This window comes from Polynucleobacter sp. HIN7, from assembly GCF_030297595.1.
Taxonomy (GTDB): Bacteria; Pseudomonadota; Gammaproteobacteria; order Burkholderiales; family Burkholderiaceae; genus Polynucleobacter.
Map to the genome: position 1 here is coordinate 183,831 of NZ_AP028138.1, position 19,001 is coordinate 202,831.

Below are 19,001 nucleotides of genomic sequence, written 5' to 3' on the forward strand. Positions count from 1 at the left end.
TAACGATGAAAAAAACGATTTCAGAAGCAAAACGAATTGTTGTGAAGGTTGGATCTACCTTGGTGACCAATAATGGCGAAGGGCTAGATCGAACTGCGATTGCTACTTGGGCTGAGCAAGTATCTAATTTACTCAAGCAGGGCTGCCAGGTGTTGATGGTGAGTTCAGGTGCCATTGCCGAGGGCATGCAGCGCTTATCCTGGGCTGTCCGCCCTCAAGAAATTCATCAGCTGCAAGCAGCTGCCGCAGTTGGGCAAATGGGTTTGGTGCAAGTTTACGAATCATGCTTTGCAAAATTTGGCGTACATACTGCACAGGTTCTATTAACGAATGCTGACTTGGCTAATGCGCAGCGTCATGCAAATGCAAAGGCAACCTTGCAAACACTACTGTCTTTAGGTGTTGTGCCGATCATTAATGAGAACGATACGGTAGTTACCGATGAAATTAAATTTGGTGATAACGATAGTTTGGCGGCACTCGTCGTTAATTTGGTACACGCCGACGCCCTAGTCATTTTGACGGATCAGGGTGGGCTATACACCGCCGATCCTCGTAAAGACGCCACTGCCACGATGGTTGATTTTGCAATCGCAGGCGACCCTTCATTAGAGCGGATGGCTGGAGGTGCTGGTAGTGATTTGGGTAAAGGCGGAATGCTTACAAAAGTGTTGGCAGCCAAAACAGCGGTAGAAACCGGGGCGAGTACGGTGATTGCCTCTGGCCGTGAGCCAAATGTATTAGTACGCCTGTATCAGGGCGAGTCGATTGGAACCTTGCTGAGTAAGGCCTAATTAGCGCAGAGTCGGTAGCTCTGCTTCGGATCCGACGGGAGCAGTGATCCCCAAAAAGTTATTGGGGTCGAGAGACTTCACAACCTTGGCGTAACTTTTTTCTTGGGTCGCTAGATTGCAAAAAGCACCCTGAGCCAAAGCTGCCTGATAGCGATTTGGAACATTGTCCTTAATGGCTAACCAGCTACCTAAAGGATTGGCACGCCATTGCTGATTGGCTTCAAGAGTGCCATATAACCGCCACTGAAACGTATCGCACCGTATTCCTTCAAAGTAAGCATTTTGACCACCACTGGGATTGGTAATCACCACAATGTAGCGGGTAACGCCGTCGTTTCCAATCTTGATGGATTCGGTATCAACGGCAAACTTGAAAATAGTGGTTTGCGATACTGAGAAAGGTATCAAATATTTTTTATTAGGCGGATTTAAGGGCATGGGTGTTTCCCCTTCCTTAAATACTGTTGGTGCAAACGGATCAGTCCCGTCGGCCAAGGGATCCGAAAAACAGGCACTCAGTACCGTAACTGATGATGCAAGCAAGAGAAACTGAAGTTTATTCATGAAGGGTGCGAGGCGTGTAATGGTGCCCCCCAGACTAATTGTTGCATTTGGTTGGTGGTGACAATAAACCGGGCGAGTTCAGAGAGTGCAAGTTGATAGACCTCGCGCTTGAAATCAATCACAGTGTCGAGCTCAATCCAATATGGATGCCAGCGCCAGGCATCAAACTCAGGATGCCCTGTGGCTCGTAGTTGAATCTCATGGTCTTGGCCTAGCATTCGCAGTAAGAACCAAATTTGTTTTTGACCCTTATAAGCGACACGCTGATGACGGTGATTCATTTGGCGGCGTAAGAACTCCTCGGGCACATCGTAGCGAATCCAATCACGGGTGCGCCCAATGATCTCGACATGGTGAGGAAAAAGACCCACCTCTTCGTGGAGTTCGCGATACATTGCTTCTTCTGGACTTTCTCCGTGCGCAATTCCTCCTTGTGGAAATTGCCAAGAATGTTGTCCAATTCGTTTACCCCAAAATACTTCGTTACGAGCATTGAGAAGCACAATGCCAACATTAGGTCGATAGCCTTCACGGTCAAGCATAATCGTACCTTTTAGTCCCTAATCTTTAATCCTTTAAAATCAACGATTTGATTATAGTCACTCATGAAAGCTTCACAAACCTTTCTTGCAACCCTAAAAGAGGCTCCAGCAGATGCGGAGATTGTGTCTCACCAACTGATGGTGCGCGCTGGGCTAATCCGTAAATTAAGTGCTGGAATTTATAACTATCTCCCTCTCGGGCTCAAGGTAATTCGGAAGGTCGAGAACATCATTCGGGAAGAAATGAATCGCGCCGGAGCCATCGAGCTTCTGATGCCGATCGTTCAACCCGCTGAGTTATGGCAAGAGACGGGTCGTTGGGAAAAAATGGGTCCCGAGTTGTTGCGCATTCAAGATCGCCATGAGCGCGATTATCTGATTCAGCCAACCTCCGAAGAGGTGATCACTGATCTTGCGCGCTCGGAGATTAGGAGCTACAAGCAGTTGCCCGTTAACTTTTATCAAATCCAGACGAAGTTTCGTGATGAGCGTCGCCCCCGTTTTGGGATCATGCGGGGTCGTGAGTTCAGCATGAAGGATGCTTATTCATTTGATCGTGATCAGGCAGGCTTGAAAAAGTCTTACGCGCTCATGTTTGATGCCTACGTCCGAATCTTTCAACGCATGGGTTTACAGTTTCGAGCCGTCGCTGCTGATAATGGTGCGATCGGAGGGTCGGGCAGCCAAGAATTTCATGTGATTGCCGATACAGGCGAAGATGCGATTGTTTATTGCCCTAATTCAGATTACGCTGCCAATTTAGAAGCTGCTGAATCGGTTGCTCTTATTGCACACCGATCCGCTCCAAAAGAAAGTATGCAAAAAGTGGCAACGCCAGATCAAAAGCGTTGCGAAGATGTTGCGCAGTTTCTCAAGATCGATCTGTCTAATACTATTAAATCCTTAGTGTTGGCAGTTGATCAAGACGCTGGACCCGCCAAATTATTCATGGTGTTGCTCAGGGGTGATCATGAGCTCAATGAAATCAAGGTTAATAAGGTCCCTGGTTTAAGTGCCTTCCGGTTTGCCACCGATGCTGAAATCCTGGCGGCATACGGTTCTCCAGTGGGTTACTTAGGTCCGGTTGGTCTGCCAGCTTCAGTTCAAGTGATTGCTGATCGCACTGTGGCAAATATGAGCGACTTTGTCTGTGGTGCCAATGCCGAAGGCTATCACTTGACTGGTGTCAATTGGGGGCGCGACGTTCCTGAGCCTTTGGTAGCCGATGTGCGTAATGCAGTGGCCGGAGATCCTTCGCCAGATGGAAAAGGAACTCTTGAGATTTGTCGTGGCATTGAAGTGGGCCATGTCTTTCAATTGGGTACCCGATATTCCGAAGCGATGAAGTGCACCTATCTTGATGAAAATGGTAAAGCTCAGCCAATGGTGATGGGCTGTTACGGAATAGGCGTAACCCGTTTATTAGGCGCTGCGATTGAGCAGGGTCACGACGAGCGTGGAATTGTTTGGCCGATTTCCATGGCCCCATTTGAGGTTGTGATTTGTCCTGTGGGCTACGATAAATCCGATGCAGTGCGTGAAGCTGCTAATCATCTTCATCAAGAGCTTCTTGCTGCTGGCGTGGATGTTGTTTTAGATGATCGCGGTGAACGTCCAGGTGCGATGTTTGCAGACTGGGAGTTGATTGGTGTGCCTTATCGTGTCGTGATTGGCGAGCGCGGCCTGAAAGAGGGTCAAGTGGAGTTTCAGGGGCGACGTGAAAGTGCCACTCAATTAATACCGTTCCAGTCGATTGCGCAAACGATTATTGCTGCGATCAATACCGCAAAAAATAATTTGATTTAAGCTCTATTTTTTGAACAGCCCGCCGAGTCCTTTGGCGGCGCCACGGGCAGCAAGCGAGCTCATCATCTTGGCCATCTTGCCGCCTTTCATTTGCTTCATCATGCCTTGCATTTGTTCAAATTGCGCCAAGAGGCGATTGACCTCTTGAACTTGAACTCCTGCGCCGGCGGCAATGCGACGCTTACGACTCGCCTTGAGTAGCTCCGGTTTGGCACGCTCTTGCGGGGTCATGCTATCAATGATCCCTTGCATATGCTTCATTTGCTTATCAGCCATTCCTAAGTTCGCTTTACTAGCCTGTTGCGCAATTTGGCTGGGTAGTTTATCGAGCAGATTGGCCATGCCCCCCATGTTTTGCATTTGCTTAATTTGCTCTCGGAAGTCACTAAGATCAAAACCACCTTTTTGTATTTTGTTAGCAATCTTTTGGGCTTGCGCAACATCAACAGTTTGCTGGGCTTGCTCGACCAAGGCCAAGATATCGCCCATACCAAGGATGCGGTTGGTCATGCGCTGCGCATCAAAGGCCTCCAGCCCATCCATTTTTTCTGCAACGCCAATAAATTTGATGGGCACGCCGGTAATATGACGAACCGATAGCGCTGCACCCCCGCGGGAATCACCATCCAGTTTGGTCAGAATGACGCCGCTCAGGGGTAATGCCTCATGAAAAGCTCGCGCGGTATTAACAGCGTCTTGACCAAGCATGGCATCGACCACAAAAAGAGTTTCAATCGGTTTGAGACTCGCATGCAAAGACTTAATCTCTTGCATCATTTGTTCGTCAATTCCTAAACGACCTGCCGTGTCAACAATTAAAACATCGTGATAATGGCGTTTAGCCCAATCGAGCGCCGCATTGGCAATCTCAATGGGCTTTTGGTCAGGTGAGCTTGGAAAGAAATCCGCTCCAACTTGAGCGCTAACCGTTTTTAACTGCTCGATCGCGGCCGGACGATACACGTCGCACGAAACAGTCAAAACCTTTTTCTTTAACTTTTCTTGCAAGAACTTAGCAAGTTTGGCTGCCGAGGTTGTTTTACCAGCACCTTGCAAACCAGCCATCAAGATGACCGCAGGAGGTTGGGTGGCTAGATTTAATTTCCCAGACTCTTCTTCAGTCCCACCCATGATGAGAGCTAGCTCGCGTTGCACAACCCCCACCAAGGCTTGACCAGGGGTGAGACTGCCCACCACATCCTCACCAAGTGCCTTGAACTTGATTTGCTCCATGAGACTCTTTACCACCGGCAGGGCAACGTCAGCCTCTAGTAAGGCGAGACGAATCTCGCGCAACATGTCGGCCGTATTGTTTTCTGTCAGGCGAGCTTGACCCCGCATGGTTTTAACCACACGACTTAGGCGGTCGGTCAGATTCTCAAGCATTTATCGATTAGACTTTCGAAATGACTATTTTAGGTTACTCAGGATTTGGCTGGTTGCCATCCTTACTTTATCTCTTGCTGATTATTGTTTTGGGTTATCGCGACCAAAGGCGCCCTGAGACCCCATTTTTTATTGGCTTGGTCCAAATTTTGATTCTGATCGTGTTGATCATTCACGGAATCCTGTTGTACGAGTCGATTTTTAATGGTGAGCGCTTTGTATTTGGCTTTGCGCAAGATCTCTCCCTGATGGCTTGGGTGGGACTCAGTTTTTACTGGATTCAGAGCTTTTTCTTGCCCATTTCCAGCTTGCGGCTGATGACCATCAGCATGGCGATGTTTTGTGCGATCCTGCCCGATCTCTTTCCAGGGTCGGTCATTTCTCAGCGTGCCGTCGCTGATCCTTGGTTTAAGGCGCACTTTATCGTTGCAACCTTTGCGGTAGGATTTTTTAGCCTATCAGCGATGCTTGCGGTATTAATGAACTTACAAGATCGGGCTTTGCGCAAGGGTATGGCCAATGGTATGGGCGGTGCGCCGACCTGGATTGAAAGTCTGCCGCCATTATTGACGATGGAGAGTTTCTTGTTCCGTTTGCTCTACGTCGGTTATGCGCTATTAAGTATGACCGTCTTCTCTGGTTTATTTTTCTCACAAGAGCTGTTTGGTAAACCACTAGTCTTTGACCATAAAACGGTATTTGCACTCTTATCGTGGCTCTTGTTTAGCGGTTTAGTGGTTGCGCGCCTACGGGTTGGTTTACGAGGTCCAACAGCAGTGCGCTGGGTTTTAGGTGGATTTGTGGCCCTGTTGTTGACCTATGTAGGCACTCGCTTTGTTGCCGAAGTGATTTTGCAGAGAACTTAATTTTGCTGAAATGGATTTTGCTTGGCTTGGGCTTGGCCTTTGCCTATTGGTGGTTGGTGCTTAAGAAAAAGCACGATCAAGAAAAGGCTTTGGAGCCGAGGTCAGCACCGCCCTCTCAGTTAAAGCCCAAGCGTATGGTTTCTTGTTCGTATTGCGACCTTCACTTGCCTGAAGATGATGCGATTGCATGGGATGGGCGCTATTACTGTTGCGCCGATCATCGCGATAGCTTAAGTCAAAAGGGTTGGTGGGGTAGGGCGCAGTGGCGAGCTTCTCCTAACTTTGATGAACGACCCGCTTCAATTAAACCGGATTTGGTGGTCATTCATCATATTAGTTTGCCCCCCGGTCAATTTGGTCGTGATCGCATTATTGATTTTTTTCAAAACAAGTTAGATGCGCGCACCCATCCTTATTTTGAGCAAATTGCGCATCAGAAGGTTTCAAGCCATTTCTTGATTGATCGTGATGGACAGGTCATTCAGCTGGTATCGGTTCATAAACGGGCTTGGCATGCAGGCGCGTCTCAATTTTTTGAGCGGGAGCGTTGCAACGACTTTTCTATTGGTATTGAGTTAATAGGGGATGGCGAATCAGCCTTTACCAATGAACAATACACAGCCCTTGCCCAGCTGATTGACTTCTTAGCAAAGAATTTTTCCAACTTGCAGTTTGCGGGACATAGCGATATTGCGCCCGACCGCAAGACCGACCCAGGCAAATCATTTGATTGGGTGCGAATACAACGATTGGCAAACCTAAGTAAGGAACAATTGCCCTTCGGGGTTGAAGTCCGCTAGCTATTTCTCCATCAGGTAAGCGGTCGCTTACATCGCTTTTTTGAAGATTTCATTTCTATCAAAAATAGGGAAATTACTAATAAATTCTGAAAAAAAGAGCTTACCTAATTTAAAATATTTACCTATACTTAGTATCCAGAACGATTCAAAACCACTATATCTAGTGTTTTTGTTACAAATTTGTCTTTTTTCCAATAAATACATATATATAGCAGGAGCAATATGACCTTCGCCGATCCTCAAGCAGCTGGCCAAGCAGGTACCACGAGTCATGGAGGCGTTAGCCCCGTCGGTAATTTGACTCAAACCCCATCCGCCAACTATGTGGCCGGTGGTGTAGGTCTTGCTCAAACCACCCAGCTTTCAGACTACAAAATCATTCGTCGTAATGGTTCGGTAGTTGCTTTTGAGCCCTCGAAAATTGCCATTGCTGTGACCAAAGCATTTTTGGCGGTCAATGGTGGTCAGGGCGCAGCTTCAGCACGGATTCGTGAGCAAGTTGAGCAATTGACCCAAAACGTGGTTCGTGCGCTATTGCGCAGCCGTCCCAATGGCGGAACCTTTCATATTGAAGATATTCAGGATCAGGTTGAATTGGCCTTGATGCGTAGTGGTGAGCATAACGTTGCTCGGGCTTACGTGCTTTATCGCGAAAAGCGCAACCAGGAACGTGCTGCGCAGCAAAGCGCGGCCCAAGAGCAGGTTGCCGACCCAAGTCTGCCTTCTGTTCAAGTGAACGATAACGGTGTTACTAAGCCCCTAAACGTGGCTGCTTTGCGCAGTGTGATTGAGGCGGCATGCGAGGGATTGGGTAACCACATTGATGCTAACCCCATCATGACCGAGACCATCAAGAATCTCTATGACGGTGTTCCCATGGCTCAAGTCTATGACTCGGCTATTTTGGCATCGCGTACCCTGATCGAAAAAGACCCTGCGTATAGCCAGGTGACCGCTCGTATTTTGATGCATGTGATTCGGAAAGAAATTCTGGGGCGTGAGGTCTTGCAAGGCGATATGCAGTCTGAGTATCCGAATTATTTCCCCCAATTTATTCGTAAGGGAATTGAGGCGGAGCTACTGGACCCCCGCCTTTTAGAGTTTGACCTGAGCAAAATCTCGGCAGCACTCAATGCCGATCGGGATTTGCAATTCAATTATTTGGGTCTCCAAACCCTCTATGACCGTTACTTCTTGCATATTGAAGACCATCGGATTGAGATGCCGCAGGCATTTTTCATGCGCGTGGCAATGGGCTTGGCTTTAAATGAGCCAGAGCGTGAGCGTCGTGCGATTGAGTTTTATGAGGTTCTTTCGACTTTTGACTTCATGTCGAGCACCCCAACCCTGTTTAACTCAGCAACTCTGCGCTCGCAGCTATCGAGTTGCTACCTCACCACGGTCGATGATGACTTGGATGGCATTTACGAGGCCTTGAAAGAGAATGCCTTGTTATCGAAGTTTGCTGGTGGTTTGGGTAATGACTGGACCAATGTGCGCGCCTTGGGCAGCCACATTAAGGGCACCAATGGTAAGTCGCAGGGTGTTGTTCCATTCCTAAAAGTTGTGAACGATACCGCTGTAGCCGTAAACCAAGGCGGCAAGCGCAAGGGTGCGGTTTGCGCCTACTTGGAGACCTGGCACTTGGATATCGAGGAGTTTTTGGAGCTTCGTAAGAATACCGGTGACGATCGCCGCCGCACCCACGATATGAATACTTCCAACTGGATCCCAGATTTATTTATGAAGCGGGTGATGGAAAACGGTGAGTGGACTTTATTTTCTCCATCAAGCACCCCCGATTTGCACGACAAGTATGGCAAAGCCTTTGAGCAGGCTTATATCGCCTATGAAAAGCGTGCTGAGGCCGGCGAAATTAAGCCATCGAAGAAGATCCCTGCAGTTCAGTTATGGCGCAAGATGTTGGCCATGCTATTTGAGACCGGCCATCCTTGGATTACCTACAAAGATCCTTGCAATATTCGTAGCCCTCAACAGCATGTAGGCGTGGTGCATTCATCCAATTTGTGCACTGAAATCACCCTCAACACCAATGAGACTGAAATTGCCGTCTGTAATCTAGGCTCAGTCAATCTCACCGCTCATATGACCACTGATGCCGACGGTCAAATGGTGCTTGACCATGCCAAACTCAAGAAGACCATCCAGACCGCGATGCGCATGCTCGATAACGTGATCGATATCAATTACTATGCGGTTGCGAAGGCCCGTAACTCCAATATGAAGCATCGACCAGTTGGTCTTGGGATTATGGGCTTCCAAGATTGCTTGCACATGCAACGCATCCCCTACGCGAGTGAGGCGGCGGTCAAGTTTGCTGATACCTCGATGGAAGCGGTTTGCTATTACGCCTATCAGGCATCGAGTGAGCTTGCTAAGGAGCGTGGCACCTACAGCAGTTATCAAGGATCGCTGTGGGATCGCGGCATTTTGCCCCAAGATACCCTTAAGATGCTCCAAGAGGAGCGCGGTGGTTATGTTGAGGTAGATCAGTCAAGCACCATGGATTGGAATGCACTCCGTGCTCAAATTAAGCAATACGGTATGCGTAACTCCAATTGCGTCGCAATTGCCCCAACTGCAACGATCTCGAATATTATTGGTGTCTCGGCCTGCATTGAGCCCACATTCCAGAATTTGTTTGTGAAATCCAATCTTTCTGGTGAGTTCACCGTGGTGAATGATTACTTGGTGCGGGATTTGAAAGATCGCGGTCTATGGGATGAGGTCATGATTGCCGATTTGAAGTATTTTGACGGTACTCTGTCTAAAATTGATCGCGTTCCCCAAGATCTGCGCGATTTGTATGCGACTGCCTTTGAGGTTGAGCCAAGCTGGTTGGTTGAGGCTGCTTCACGTCGCCAAAAGTGGATCGATCAAGCTCAATCGCTCAATATCTATATGGCCGGCGCATCCGGTAAGAAGTTGGACGACACCTATAAGTTGGCCTGGATTCGGGGATTAAAAACCACCTATTACTTGCGGACCATGGCAGCGACCCATGTTGAGAAATCAACGGTCGCCACAGGTCAACTCAATGCAGTCTCTAGTGGGGCAGTGAGTACCGCAGGGGCAGTTCCTGCGGATGGCCCGGTTTGCACGATGCGTCCTGGCGATCCAGGATTTGAGGAATGCGAAGCCTGCCAATAAGACCGATTAAAACGATAAAACAAGTACGAATTAGGAGAATAGTATGTTGAACTGGGATGAAGAAGTCGCTCCAGCCCTTGCTAAGGCAGGGTTTGTGCCGCCACCCTCGCCAATGGCCGTTCCGCCAGTGCAAGTTGCCCCTGTAGCCGACCAGGTTGCGGTTGCTCCTCCGGTGCAAGCGGCAGCAAAACCAGTAGCCGATGCCACTGAGCGTCGGGTTAATGTGGCAGATAAGCGAGTCATTAACGGTACGACAGACGTTAATCAGCTAGTTCCCTTCAAGTACAAATGGGCTTGGGAGAAGTACCTAGCCGGCTGCGCTAACCACTGGATGCCCCAAGAAATCAATATGAATCGCGATATTGCGCTTTGGAAAGACCCTAATGGCCTGACCGAAGATGAGCGTCGCATTATTAAGCGTAATTTAGGTTTCTTTGTAACCGCGGATTCCTTGGCAGCGAATAACATCGTATTGGGAACCTATCGCCAGATTACGGCTCCAGAGTGCCGTCAGTATTTATTGCGCCAGGCTTTTGAAGAGGCTATCCACACCCATGCCTACCAGTACATTGTTGAGTCCTTGGGTCTGGATCAAGCCGAAATCTTCAATGCTTACCATGAGGTCCCCTCGATTCGGGACAAAGACGAGTTCTTGATTCCGTTTATTGATGTGCTCACCGATCCCGCTTTTAAGACCGGTACTCTTGAAAACGATCAAAAGCTATTGCGCTCCCTGATTGTTTTTGCCTGCGTGATGGAAGGTTTATTCTTTTATGTTGGTTTTACGCAAATCCTTGCGATGGGCCGTCAAAACAAAATGATGGGGGCAGCGGAGCAGTATCAATACATCTTGCGTGATGAGTCGATGCATTGCAATTTTGGTATCGATTTGATCAACCAAATCAAGCTGGAGAACCCGCAGTTATGGACTTCCGCGTTCAAAGAAGAGATTCGCGGCATCTTCGAAAAAGCGGTTGAATTAGAGTATCGCTACGCTGAAGATACGATGCCAAGAGGGGTGCTTGGATTGAATGCTCCCATGTTCAAAAGCTACCTGCGCTTCATCTGCAATCGTCGTTGTATGCAAATAGGACTTGACGCGATGTATCCAAATGAAGAGAATCCATTTCCATGGATGTCAGAAATGATAGATCTGAAAAAAGAGAGAAACTTTTTTGAGACCAGAGTGATTGAGTATCAAACCGGTGGTGCGCTGAGTTGGGAGTAACAAAAAGCTAGACCAGCGCTTCCTCCGGCAATATAGGAGATAGTTCGGTTGATTAGTATTAGTAGTCGCTTGAAACTGGCAAAAATGCGAAAACCCTTGAAACAGGGTGACCGGGCTTTCTTCCCAATTTTTTCTACCCTCTTTGAAAAGCTGCTTCCCGCAAGGGCTGCAGCTTTTTTTCCAGGATTCATTAGCGTGCAGCACCATGCAGTAAGCCGCGCGCCGATGAATAGCTCGCTCGTTTCCCATGGTGCACCGCAAGGCGTAACGTGGAGTCATGGTCGGGTTTTCTTAATCAGTAGTTTGTTCTAATCCTCACACGTGAAGGAGAATCACTATGGCAATCGCCAAAAAGAAGTCTGCTGCAAAGAAACCAGCTGCTAAGAAAAAAGTAGCTGCTAAGAAACCAGCTGCTAAGAAAGCTGCTGCGAAGAAGCGCCCAGCTGCTAAGAAAGCTGCCGCTAAGAAGCCAGCTGCTAAAAAAGCAGCGAAGAAGCCTGCCGCTAAAAAAGCTGCTAAGAAAAAAGTAGCTAAAAAGCGTCCTGCTGCTAAAAAGAAAAAAGCTGCCAAGAAAAAGCCTGCTAAAAAAGCAGCCAAGAAAAGGCCTGCTGCCAAGAAAGGTGCTTCTGTAAAAAAGCCCGCGGCTAAGCCCGCCGTTGCTGCTCCAGCGCAAACTGCGCTGAATCCGGCTGCGGCTTGGCCATTTCCTACAGGCAGCCGTCCCTAAGCCTAGGCTTAGTGGATAGTTGAAGTAGTCTGGATGGGGTCCTTCGGGACCCCATTTTTATTTAGAGAGCGATAGCAGTACCAAAAGCTGCTTTGAAGCGATCGCTAATTTCCTTGCGAGTGGGTTGATGGTTTTGAGGCCCTTGATGCGCAATTTTGATCGATCCCATGAGGCTGGCTAAGCGTCCGGTTGTCTCCCAATCCAAACCTTTTTCAAGGCCATACAGCAGACCTCCCCGGAATGCATCACCACAACCGGTTGGATCCGCAATCTTCTCAGCGGGAACTGCGGGGATATCAATGACTTTGCCTTGTGCATGAATCTGCGCTCCTTGAGCTCCTTTCGTCACGATTAAGGCGTCGAGGCGACTTGCCAGCTCGTTTAGGGATAAGCCGGTACGCTGGCACAGCATTTCACCCTCATAGTCGTTTACAGCCACATAGGCGGCTAAATCGACGAGCTCAAGCAGTTCTTGGCCGTTAAACATTGGCAACCCTTGGCCTGGATCAAAAATAAATGGAATCTTCGCCTCCGCAAATTGATGGCAATGCTCCCACATGCCAATTCGGCCATCGGGGGCAACGATACCGATGTGTTGATCCTTTTGATCTAGACTAGCCACACAGTCATCGACACGATTTAAGTGGGAGTCATTCATGGCTCCAGGATGAAAGGCGGTGATCTGGTTATTGGCAAGATCGGTAGTAATCATCGCTTGAGCCGTAAAGGCTTGATCGAGTTTTTTAATGAACTGGCGGCTCATCCCAATTCTCTCGAGATGGGTGAGGTAGGGATCTGCATCTGCCCCCACGGTCGCCATGATCATTGGTTTGCCGCCAAGCAGTTGGAGGTTATAGCCAATATTGCCAGCGCATCCGCCAAATTCTCGGCGCATGCTAGGAACTAAGAAGGCGACGTTCAGAATATGGATTTGTTCTGGAAGAATTTGATCCTGGAAGCGACCCTCAAAGGTCATGATGGTGTCATACGCAATGGAACCACAAATAATACTTGCCATAAAGTTCTCTATAGGGATGGGGGTTGGGTGGAGGATGGATATGCTACACGTAAGCGATAACCCGCAGCATTCGCTGGAAGCTGCAAGGGTAGCGATAGGTTAAATAGTTCTTTAGGTGGCGCTCCCGTTAGTAAAAAGCTGGGATGGGCGCTTTGCCAGGTTTTGGGGAGCCACTCCTCAGGGCTCATCAGAATACGAGCAATAGTTTTTTCATCGGCGTCGCTAAGCGTTAGCTCCAAATGGGGGATTGCAACTGGGACCAATAAACGATTTTGTAGCTCGATTTGCAAAATGGATTGAACCTCAATGCCGCGCTTACTGTCATCCATTCCGAGATTGGCAAGTAGAAAGCGCCAGGCCGTGAAATCAATTACAGCCCTCTGGTCACAGGGCAAGACTTCGCAAATTCCCCGATCAACAGTTTGTAGCAATTCAAAGCTACGTAAGGCAATTAGGTTGGGGTTTTTATCTAGGTTGGGTGCAAAAAAATGCAAAATTGGCACACGCCAAAGGCTCATTGCGACTAGGAAGCCGATCATCATTAATATGCCAACAGTGATCAAAAGTTTGCGTAGATGAAACCCCCCATGTTTTGTCATGGGAGCGCTAACAATTGAGCGATTGGGCTTTGAGACATCCTCAATCGAACGCAGATTCGGAACCCGATCTTGCTTAGAGACCGGCTTTTGGCCATGTAGGCAAACCCAGCCCTCCGTGGACCTCCAGATCGACAGCGGAATATGGAGCTGATAGCAATCGATGACCTCTTGCGCTTGGCGCTCTAGGATGCCCGAAAGGATTAATTGCCCACCATCCTTTACGCGTGCGATGAGAGCAGGCGCTAAAACTTGTAAGGGGTTGGCTAAAATATTGGCAATCACGACATCAAAAGGGCGGGACCCAATCGTGGCATCAATATCGTCGGGTAACTGAAACTCAATAGAGGTTTCGTTTTGTTGCGCATTCGTACGCGCCGATTCAATGGCCTGTGGGTCAATATCGGTTCCAAATACGGTCTGAAAGCCCAGTTTTTTGGCAGCGATGGCCAAGATGCCAGAGCCACAGCCATAATCCAGCACACTTTGACTTTTGCAAACAGGGTTCTTGCTGTATTGCTCAAGCCATTCAAGGCATAGTCGAGTGGTGGGGTGACTGCCGGTACCGAATGCAAGGCCAGGGTCAACTGCCAGGCAGATTGCGTCTGGTTCAGACGGTTTTTGATGCCACGAAGGGACAATCCAAATACGTTTACCAATATGAATCGGGTCGAATTGATTTTGTGTCATCGACACCCAATCTTGGTCAGCCACAAGCGATTCAATAGGTGTTTGAACCGCAAATCCAGCCTCTAAAAGAATGCTGGCTAATTCTTCCTTGCTGGTTTCGAAGCCTTGATCAAAGAGTGCTTTAACAACGGATAAATCCCAAGCTTGCACTTCGGGCGATAGTCCTGGCTCGCCATACAGGGGGTTTTCGTCATAGCCGCCCGCTGTAGCATCCTCGACCGAAACCGAGAGCGCCCCAAGTTCCATGAGCGCATCGCCCAAGGGTTCAGCAATTTCAGCAACGACCGTAAATTGGAACTCGCGGTACGACATTGGCTTAAGAAAGCCTACTTTTCACCACGAGTCGCAGATTGCTCCTCAAGGCGTTGTTCAAGGTAATGAATGCTCGTGCCGCCCTCTACAAATTTTGAGTCGAGCATCAGCTCGCGATGCAGGGGCACGTTAGTGAGAATGCCATCGATCACCATTTCGGAGAGGGCAATCCGCATGCGACGAATTGCTTGCTCACGTGTAGCCCCATAGGCAATTAACTTACCGATCATCGAATCATAGTTCGGGGGCACCAGATACCCGCTATAGGCATGCGAGTCAACGCGAATACCCGGGCCGCCAGGCATATGCCATGATTGAATTCGACCTGGGCTGGGAGTGAACTTAAAGGGATCCTCCGCATTTAAGCGACATTCAATCGCATGGCCCTTAAAGACGATATCGCGTTGCCGAAAGCCTAGTTTTTGACCGGCTGCAATCTTGATTTGCTCTTGAACAATATCAATCCCAGTGATCATTTCGGTTACCGGGTGCTCCACTTGCACGCGGGTGTTCATCTCAATGAAAAAGAACTCACCCTTTTCATAGAGAAATTCAAAGGTGCCAGCACCGCGATAGCCTATCTTTTTACAGGCATCAGCACAGCGTTCTCCAATCTTGGCAATTAGTTTGCGATCGATTCCTGGAGCCGGTGCCTCTTCAATCACTTTTTGGTGGCGACGCTGCATCGAGCAGTCTCGCTCACCCAGCCAAACCGCATTCCCATGGGTATCTGCTAAGACTTGAATTTCCACGTGCCTTGGGCGCTCTAAAAACTTCTCCATATAGACTTCGGGATTACCAAAGGCGCGTCCCGCTTCCTCACGGGTCATGTTCACGGCACTAATCAGGGCTGCTTCGGTGTGAACCACACGCATACCGCGCCCTCCGCCACCACCAGCCGCTTTGATAATGACGGGGTAGCCTACACGCTTGGCGGTCGCCAGAATTTCTTTTGGATTGTCAGTGGGTAAAGCGCCGGCTGATCCGGGAACGCAGGGAACCCCTGCCTTAATCATGGCATTTTTCGCTGAGACCTTGTCGCCCATCAAGCGGATCGACTCCGGTCTCGGGCCGATAAACGCAAACCCAGACTTTTCAACCCGCTCAGCAAAATCCGCATTCTCTGAGAGAAATCCATAGCCTGGATGAATGGCTTCGGCATCGGTGACTTCAGCGGCAGAAATAATTGCTGGCATGTTCAGATAGCTTTGGGTCGAGGGTGCCGGTCCAATGCAAACTGCCTCATCAGCAAGCTTTACGTATTTCGCATCTTTATCTGCCGTGGAATACACCACGACCGTTTTAATGCCCAATTCTCGGCAGGCTCGTTGAATTCGCAGCGCAATTTCGCCACGATTGGCGATCAGTATTTTGTCAAACATGGCGATTAGGCGATGACGAATAGCGGTTGGTCAAATTCAACGCCTTGACCGTTCTCGCACAGGATTTGTTTGATTACCCCTGCTTTCTCCGATTCAATTTCATTGAGAAGCTTCATGGCTTCAATAATGCATAAGGTTTGACCAACAGTTACGGTATCGCCCACATTCACGAAAGCAGGTGCCTCAGGATTGGGGGAGCGATAAAAGGTTCCTACCATCGGGGACTTCTGTACGAACCCCTCTGGTGCGGCACTTGCTTGTGGGGTAGCAACAACCGAGGCAGTTGGAACTTCGGGTTGGATCGGTGCTGGTACGACCATGGTACCCATGGGCGTCGCTGCGGGAGCATTTGCAACGGAGCCAGAATGGCGAGCATTCACAATCTTGACTTTGTCTTCACCTTCGCTCACCTCTAGTTCGGAGATTCCAGATTCAGAAACTAAGTCGATCAGGGTTTTGAGTTTTCGTAAGTCCATGCCAAACCTCGTTGTAATGATTTTTAATGAGAAGCCAGTTTGTTCTGAATTGCTGCCAATGCCAGTTCATAACCCTGGGCGCCTAGACCGCAAATCACGCCCATGGCTAGGTCTGAAAAATAAGAATGTTTGCGAAATTCTTCACGCTGGTGAATATTCGAGAGGTGCACTTCAATAAAAGGGATCGCTACACCAGCTAAAGCATCGCGCAGGGCAACGCTGGTGTGAGTAAATCCACCTGGATTAATGATGATGAAACCAATACCATCCTTTTTTGCCTTCTGAACTCGATCGATTAGTTCACCCTCATGATTGCTTTGAAAGCTTTCCAGCGAAATTCCGGCATTTTTAGCAAGCTCGGCCATGCGCTTCGTAATGTCTTCAAGGGTTGTTTTGCCATAAACCTCAGGCTCTCTAGTGCCGAGAAGGTTTAAATTGGGACCATTTAGAAGCAAAACAGAGGAATTTGAATGGTTAGTAGGCATAGATCGCTACAGTTATTGAAAAATATCGATTAATTTGGCGATAAATCCAGAAAATTAACGTAAGAAGCAGTATACCCCCAAGAGCTTGGAATACCTAGAAATTGACCGTTTTTTTAAGAATTGAACGAAAAATGGCCGTCTAAGCCATTTTCAATATTGGTCTAAAAGTAGCTAATTTTAATTAAATTGCGTCTTTAATGAGCTTTCTAAGCTCATCTTCGCTGATCTTGCCTAATTTTCTACCTGTGATATCCCCTTTGGCATTGATCACTACCGTGAAGGGTAGGGCTCCCGATGGGTTTCCTAGCATTTTGTTGATGTCGTTGCCACCAAGTCCACCTAAAACAATGGGATAAGAAATAATGGTAGTTTCAATAAATTGACGAATATTCGAGGGTGAATCGATACCGATACCGACAATTAGCATCTTTTTAGGATCATATTCCCCTTGAACTTTGTCTAAGGCGGGCATTTCTTCAACGCATGGCGGGCACCAGGAGGCCCAAAAATTGATGACCAAAACCTTATTTCTCCAATCTTGGGTTGAAATGGGCTTTTGGTCTGGAGAGAACCATTCGCGTTCAAAAAGAGCTTTGACTGCCTCTTGGGAGGCAGATTGGAGGGCAGTTCTGCGATTGGCAATAAAAGCACCTGCCACTGCGGCAACAATTGCGACCACACTTCCAATTAGAAAATGACGACGGTTCATGACTCTCCTTAGCTAAAATCCACGCATGCATATTCATATCTTGGGCATTTGTGGCACCTTCATGGGTGGAATCGCGGCAATTGCCAGGCAGGCCGGTCATGAGGTAACCGGATGTGATGCAAATGTTTATCCACCAATGAGTACCCAGCTCGAAGCCCAAGGTATTCAATTAATCGAAGGATACTCCCCCGATCAACTACGTGAATTTAAATCGAAACCCGATTTATTTCTAATTGGGAACGTGGTCTCCAGGGGAAACCCCCTGCTCGAGGAAATTTTGAATCAGGGCTTGCCATATACCTCGGCCCCTCAGTGGCTTGGCGAGCAAGTTTTATCAGGTAGGCATGTCTTGGCTGTTGCTGGAACGCATGGCAAAACCACTACGACGGCCATGCTCACCTGGATTTTGGAGCGTAATCACCGTAAACCCGGATATTTAATTGGTGGTGTGCCATTGAACTTTTCAGTATCAGCGCGCTTAGGTGATGGGAACTATTTTGTGATCGAGGCGGATGAGTACGACACCGCTTTTTTTGATAAGCGCAGTAAGTTTGTGCACTATCGGCCCCGAACTGCGATTCTCAATAACCTCGAGTTTGATCATGCGGATATCTTTAGCGATTTGGCTGCGATTGAAACCCAATTTCATCATTTAGTCCGAACCATTCCGCAAACCGGTTTGGTGCTTGCCAATGGTTCACAACAGTCATTGGATCGCGTACTCGAACGTGGTGTGTGGTCTCCCGTCGAACGGTTTGGTTACGGTGACTGCGATTGGGCGTTAGAAGATATTGAGAATGCGGCTGGTAAACGCGGCGCTGATTTTGCAGTCTTTTATCAGGGCAAGAAATGCACAGAGGTTCATTGGGCCGAAGGCTCTGGAGTGATGGGCGTTCATAATCAACTCAATGCACTAGCAGCGATTGCGGCCGCCCATCATATCGGCATCACCCCAGAAGAATCTGCTTTTGCTTTGGCAGAGTTCAAAAATGTCAAACGACGCCTAGAGCTCATTGGTGAGCAACATCAGATTCGTGTATACGATGATTTTGCCCATCATCCAACGGCAATTGCTACCACCATTGACGGATTGCGTAAACAAGTGGGTGAGGCACGAATTCTGGCGGTGCTTGAGCCGCGCTCCAACACCATGAAGCTTGGAGTTATGAAGTCTCAGCTTCCGGATAGCTTGAGAGAAGCCGATTTGGTATTTGCCTATGGAGCAATTAGTGGCAAAGATGCCCTAGGTTGGGATTTGCAAGAATCGATCTCGCAATTGGGGTCTAAGGCGAAAAGCTTTCATGATCTTGGGCGCTTAGTTGAAGCGGTATGTGGTGAAGCTAAACCCCATGATCATATTTTGGTGATGAGCAATGGTGGCTTTGGCGGTGTTCATCAAAAAATTCTGGCTCGCTTAGAGCGCCTGAATCCCTAATTAGAGGAATTGGT

Annotated in this window: 14 protein-coding genes and 4 pseudogenes; 8 read left to right on the forward strand and 10 right to left on the reverse strand. The window is 48.4% G+C overall.

Going from position 1 to position 19,001, the window contains the following annotated elements:
• Positions 1 to 5: 5 nt before the first annotated feature.
• Positions 6 to 782: pseudogene (gene proB, locus QUE64_RS01015) on the forward strand (glutamate 5-kinase); the annotation flags it as partial.
• A gap of 12 nt (positions 783 to 794) precedes the next feature.
• On the opposite strand, the gene QUE64_RS01020 reads toward proB, so the two are convergent.
• Both QUE64_RS01020 and QUE64_RS01025 read right to left on the reverse strand, forming a co-directional pair.
• Complete coding sequence (locus tag QUE64_RS01020) at positions 795 to 1,358, reverse strand: CNP1-like family protein (protein WP_286223890.1); 564 nt, start codon at positions 1,356 to 1,358, stop codon at positions 795 to 797.
• A 17-nt stretch (positions 1,359 to 1,375) separates the two neighbouring features.
• A pseudogene (locus tag QUE64_RS01025) lies at positions 1,376 to 1,900 on the reverse strand (RNA pyrophosphohydrolase); the annotation flags it as partial.
• Between the two features lie 63 nt (positions 1,901 to 1,963).
• On the opposite strand from QUE64_RS01025, the gene QUE64_RS01030 reads away from it, so the two are divergent.
• A complete protein-coding gene (locus tag QUE64_RS01030) occupies positions 1,964 to 3,706 on the forward strand; it encodes a proline--tRNA ligase (protein WP_286225534.1) in 1,743 nt (580 codons plus the stop codon).
• Between the two features lie 3 nt (positions 3,707 to 3,709).
• Here QUE64_RS01030 and ffh read toward each other — a convergent pair whose 3' ends face one another.
• Positions 3,710 to 5,092, reverse strand: coding sequence for a signal recognition particle protein (gene ffh / locus QUE64_RS01035; RefSeq protein WP_286225535.1), 1,383 nt, complete (start codon positions 5,090 to 5,092; stop codon positions 3,710 to 3,712).
• A gap of 20 nt (positions 5,093 to 5,112) precedes the next feature.
• Here ffh and QUE64_RS01040 point away from each other — a divergent pair, with 20 nt between their 5' ends.
• From QUE64_RS01040 to QUE64_RS01060, 5 genes and pseudogenes are all read left to right on the forward strand, one after another.
• Positions 5,113 to 5,958, forward strand: coding sequence for a cytochrome C assembly family protein (locus QUE64_RS01040; RefSeq protein ID WP_286225536.1), 846 nt, complete (start codon positions 5,113 to 5,115; stop codon positions 5,956 to 5,958).
• Between the two features lie 2 nt (positions 5,959 to 5,960).
• The gene (ampD, locus tag QUE64_RS01045; RefSeq protein WP_286225537.1) at positions 5,961 to 6,758 is read left to right on the forward strand and encodes a 1,6-anhydro-N-acetylmuramyl-L-alanine amidase AmpD; all 798 of its coding nucleotides are present in this window, start codon (positions 5,961 to 5,963) and stop codon (positions 6,756 to 6,758) included.
• Positions 6,759 to 6,980: 222 nt separating this feature from the next.
• Positions 6,981 to 9,929 (forward strand): ribonucleoside-diphosphate reductase subunit alpha, encoded by a 2,949-nt coding sequence (locus QUE64_RS01050; protein ID WP_286225538.1) that lies wholly within the window; start codon positions 6,981 to 6,983, stop codon positions 9,927 to 9,929.
• 43 nt (positions 9,930 to 9,972) lie between these two features.
• Positions 9,973 to 11,157 (forward strand): ribonucleotide-diphosphate reductase subunit beta, encoded by a 1,185-nt coding sequence (locus QUE64_RS01055; protein ID WP_286223896.1) that lies wholly within the window; start codon positions 9,973 to 9,975, stop codon positions 11,155 to 11,157.
• A gap of 343 nt (positions 11,158 to 11,500) precedes the next feature.
• Positions 11,501 to 11,884 (forward strand): annotated as a pseudogene (locus tag QUE64_RS01060) (histone); the annotation flags it as partial.
• Between the two features lie 61 nt (positions 11,885 to 11,945).
• Here QUE64_RS01060 and QUE64_RS01065 read toward each other — a convergent pair.
• From QUE64_RS01065 to QUE64_RS01095, 7 genes and pseudogenes are all read right to left on the reverse strand, one after another.
• Positions 11,946 to 12,902, reverse strand: coding sequence for a carbohydrate kinase family protein (locus QUE64_RS01065; protein WP_286225539.1), 957 nt, complete (start codon positions 12,900 to 12,902; stop codon positions 11,946 to 11,948).
• A gap of 8 nt (positions 12,903 to 12,910) precedes the next feature.
• Positions 12,911 to 13,501, reverse strand: coding sequence for a DUF3426 domain-containing protein (locus QUE64_RS01070; RefSeq protein ID WP_353506048.1), 591 nt, complete (start codon positions 13,499 to 13,501; stop codon positions 12,911 to 12,913).
• A gap of 72 nt (positions 13,502 to 13,573) precedes the next feature.
• Positions 13,574 to 14,500 (reverse strand): annotated as a pseudogene (prmA, locus tag QUE64_RS01075) (50S ribosomal protein L11 methyltransferase); the annotation flags it as partial.
• A gap of 14 nt (positions 14,501 to 14,514) precedes the next feature.
• Positions 14,515 to 15,882 carry an acetyl-CoA carboxylase biotin carboxylase subunit gene (accC, locus tag QUE64_RS01080; protein ID WP_286223898.1) on the reverse strand — a complete coding sequence of 456 codons (1,368 nt, stop codon included), beginning with the start codon at positions 15,880 to 15,882 and terminating at the stop codon, positions 14,515 to 14,517.
• A gap of 5 nt (positions 15,883 to 15,887) precedes the next feature.
• Positions 15,888 to 16,358 (reverse strand): acetyl-CoA carboxylase biotin carboxyl carrier protein, encoded by a 471-nt coding sequence (gene accB / locus QUE64_RS01085; protein WP_286225540.1) that lies wholly within the window; start codon positions 16,356 to 16,358, stop codon positions 15,888 to 15,890.
• A 23-nt stretch (positions 16,359 to 16,381) separates the two neighbouring features.
• On the reverse strand, positions 16,382 to 16,843 hold the full coding sequence (gene aroQ / locus QUE64_RS01090) for a type II 3-dehydroquinate dehydratase (protein WP_286225541.1): 462 nt from the start codon (positions 16,841 to 16,843) through the stop codon (positions 16,382 to 16,384).
• Positions 16,844 to 17,024: 181 nt separating this feature from the next.
• Positions 17,025 to 17,552 carry a TlpA family protein disulfide reductase gene (locus QUE64_RS01095; RefSeq protein WP_286225542.1) on the reverse strand — a complete coding sequence of 176 codons (528 nt, stop codon included), beginning with the start codon at positions 17,550 to 17,552 and terminating at the stop codon, positions 17,025 to 17,027.
• Positions 17,553 to 17,577: 25 nt separating this feature from the next.
• On the opposite strand from QUE64_RS01095, the gene mpl reads away from it, so the two are divergent.
• Positions 17,578 to 18,987 (forward strand): UDP-N-acetylmuramate:L-alanyl-gamma-D-glutamyl-meso-diaminopimelate ligase, encoded by a 1,410-nt coding sequence (gene mpl, locus QUE64_RS01100; RefSeq protein ID WP_286225543.1) that lies wholly within the window; start codon positions 17,578 to 17,580, stop codon positions 18,985 to 18,987.
• Positions 18,988 to 19,001 lie beyond the last annotated feature (14 nt).

Coding starts and splice junctions, on each gene's coding strand:
- QUE64_RS01020 (WP_286223890.1), bottom strand. CDS start 1,358: ATGAATAAACTTCAGTTTCTCTTGCTTGCATCATCAGTTACGGTACTG.
- QUE64_RS01030 (WP_286225534.1), top strand. CDS start 1,964: ATGAAAGCTTCACAAACCTTTCTTGCAACCCTAAAAGAGGCTCCAGCA.
- ffh (WP_286225535.1), bottom strand. CDS start 5,092: ATGCTTGAGAATCTGACCGACCGCCTAAGTCGTGTGGTTAAAACCATG.
- QUE64_RS01040 (WP_286225536.1), top strand. CDS start 5,113: ATGACTATTTTAGGTTACTCAGGATTTGGCTGGTTGCCATCCTTACTT.
- QUE64_RS01050 (WP_286225538.1), top strand. CDS start 6,981: ATGACCTTCGCCGATCCTCAAGCAGCTGGCCAAGCAGGTACCACGAGT.
- QUE64_RS01055 (WP_286223896.1), top strand. CDS start 9,973: ATGTTGAACTGGGATGAAGAAGTCGCTCCAGCCCTTGCTAAGGCAGGG.
- QUE64_RS01065 (WP_286225539.1), bottom strand. CDS start 12,902: ATGGCAAGTATTATTTGTGGTTCCATTGCGTATGACACCATCATGACC.
- QUE64_RS01070 (WP_353506048.1), bottom strand. CDS start 13,501: ATGACAAAACATGGGGGGTTTCATCTACGCAAACTTTTGATCACTGTT.
- accC (WP_286223898.1), bottom strand. CDS start 15,882: ATGTTTGACAAAATACTGATCGCCAATCGTGGCGAAATTGCGCTGCGA.
- accB (WP_286225540.1), bottom strand. CDS start 16,358: ATGGACTTACGAAAACTCAAAACCCTGATCGACTTAGTTTCTGAATCT.
- aroQ (WP_286225541.1), bottom strand. CDS start 16,843: ATGCCTACTAACCATTCAAATTCCTCTGTTTTGCTTCTAAATGGTCCC.
- QUE64_RS01095 (WP_286225542.1), bottom strand. CDS start 17,552: ATGAACCGTCGTCATTTTCTAATTGGAAGTGTGGTCGCAATTGTTGCC.
- mpl (WP_286225543.1), top strand. CDS start 17,578: ATGCATATTCATATCTTGGGCATTTGTGGCACCTTCATGGGTGGAATC.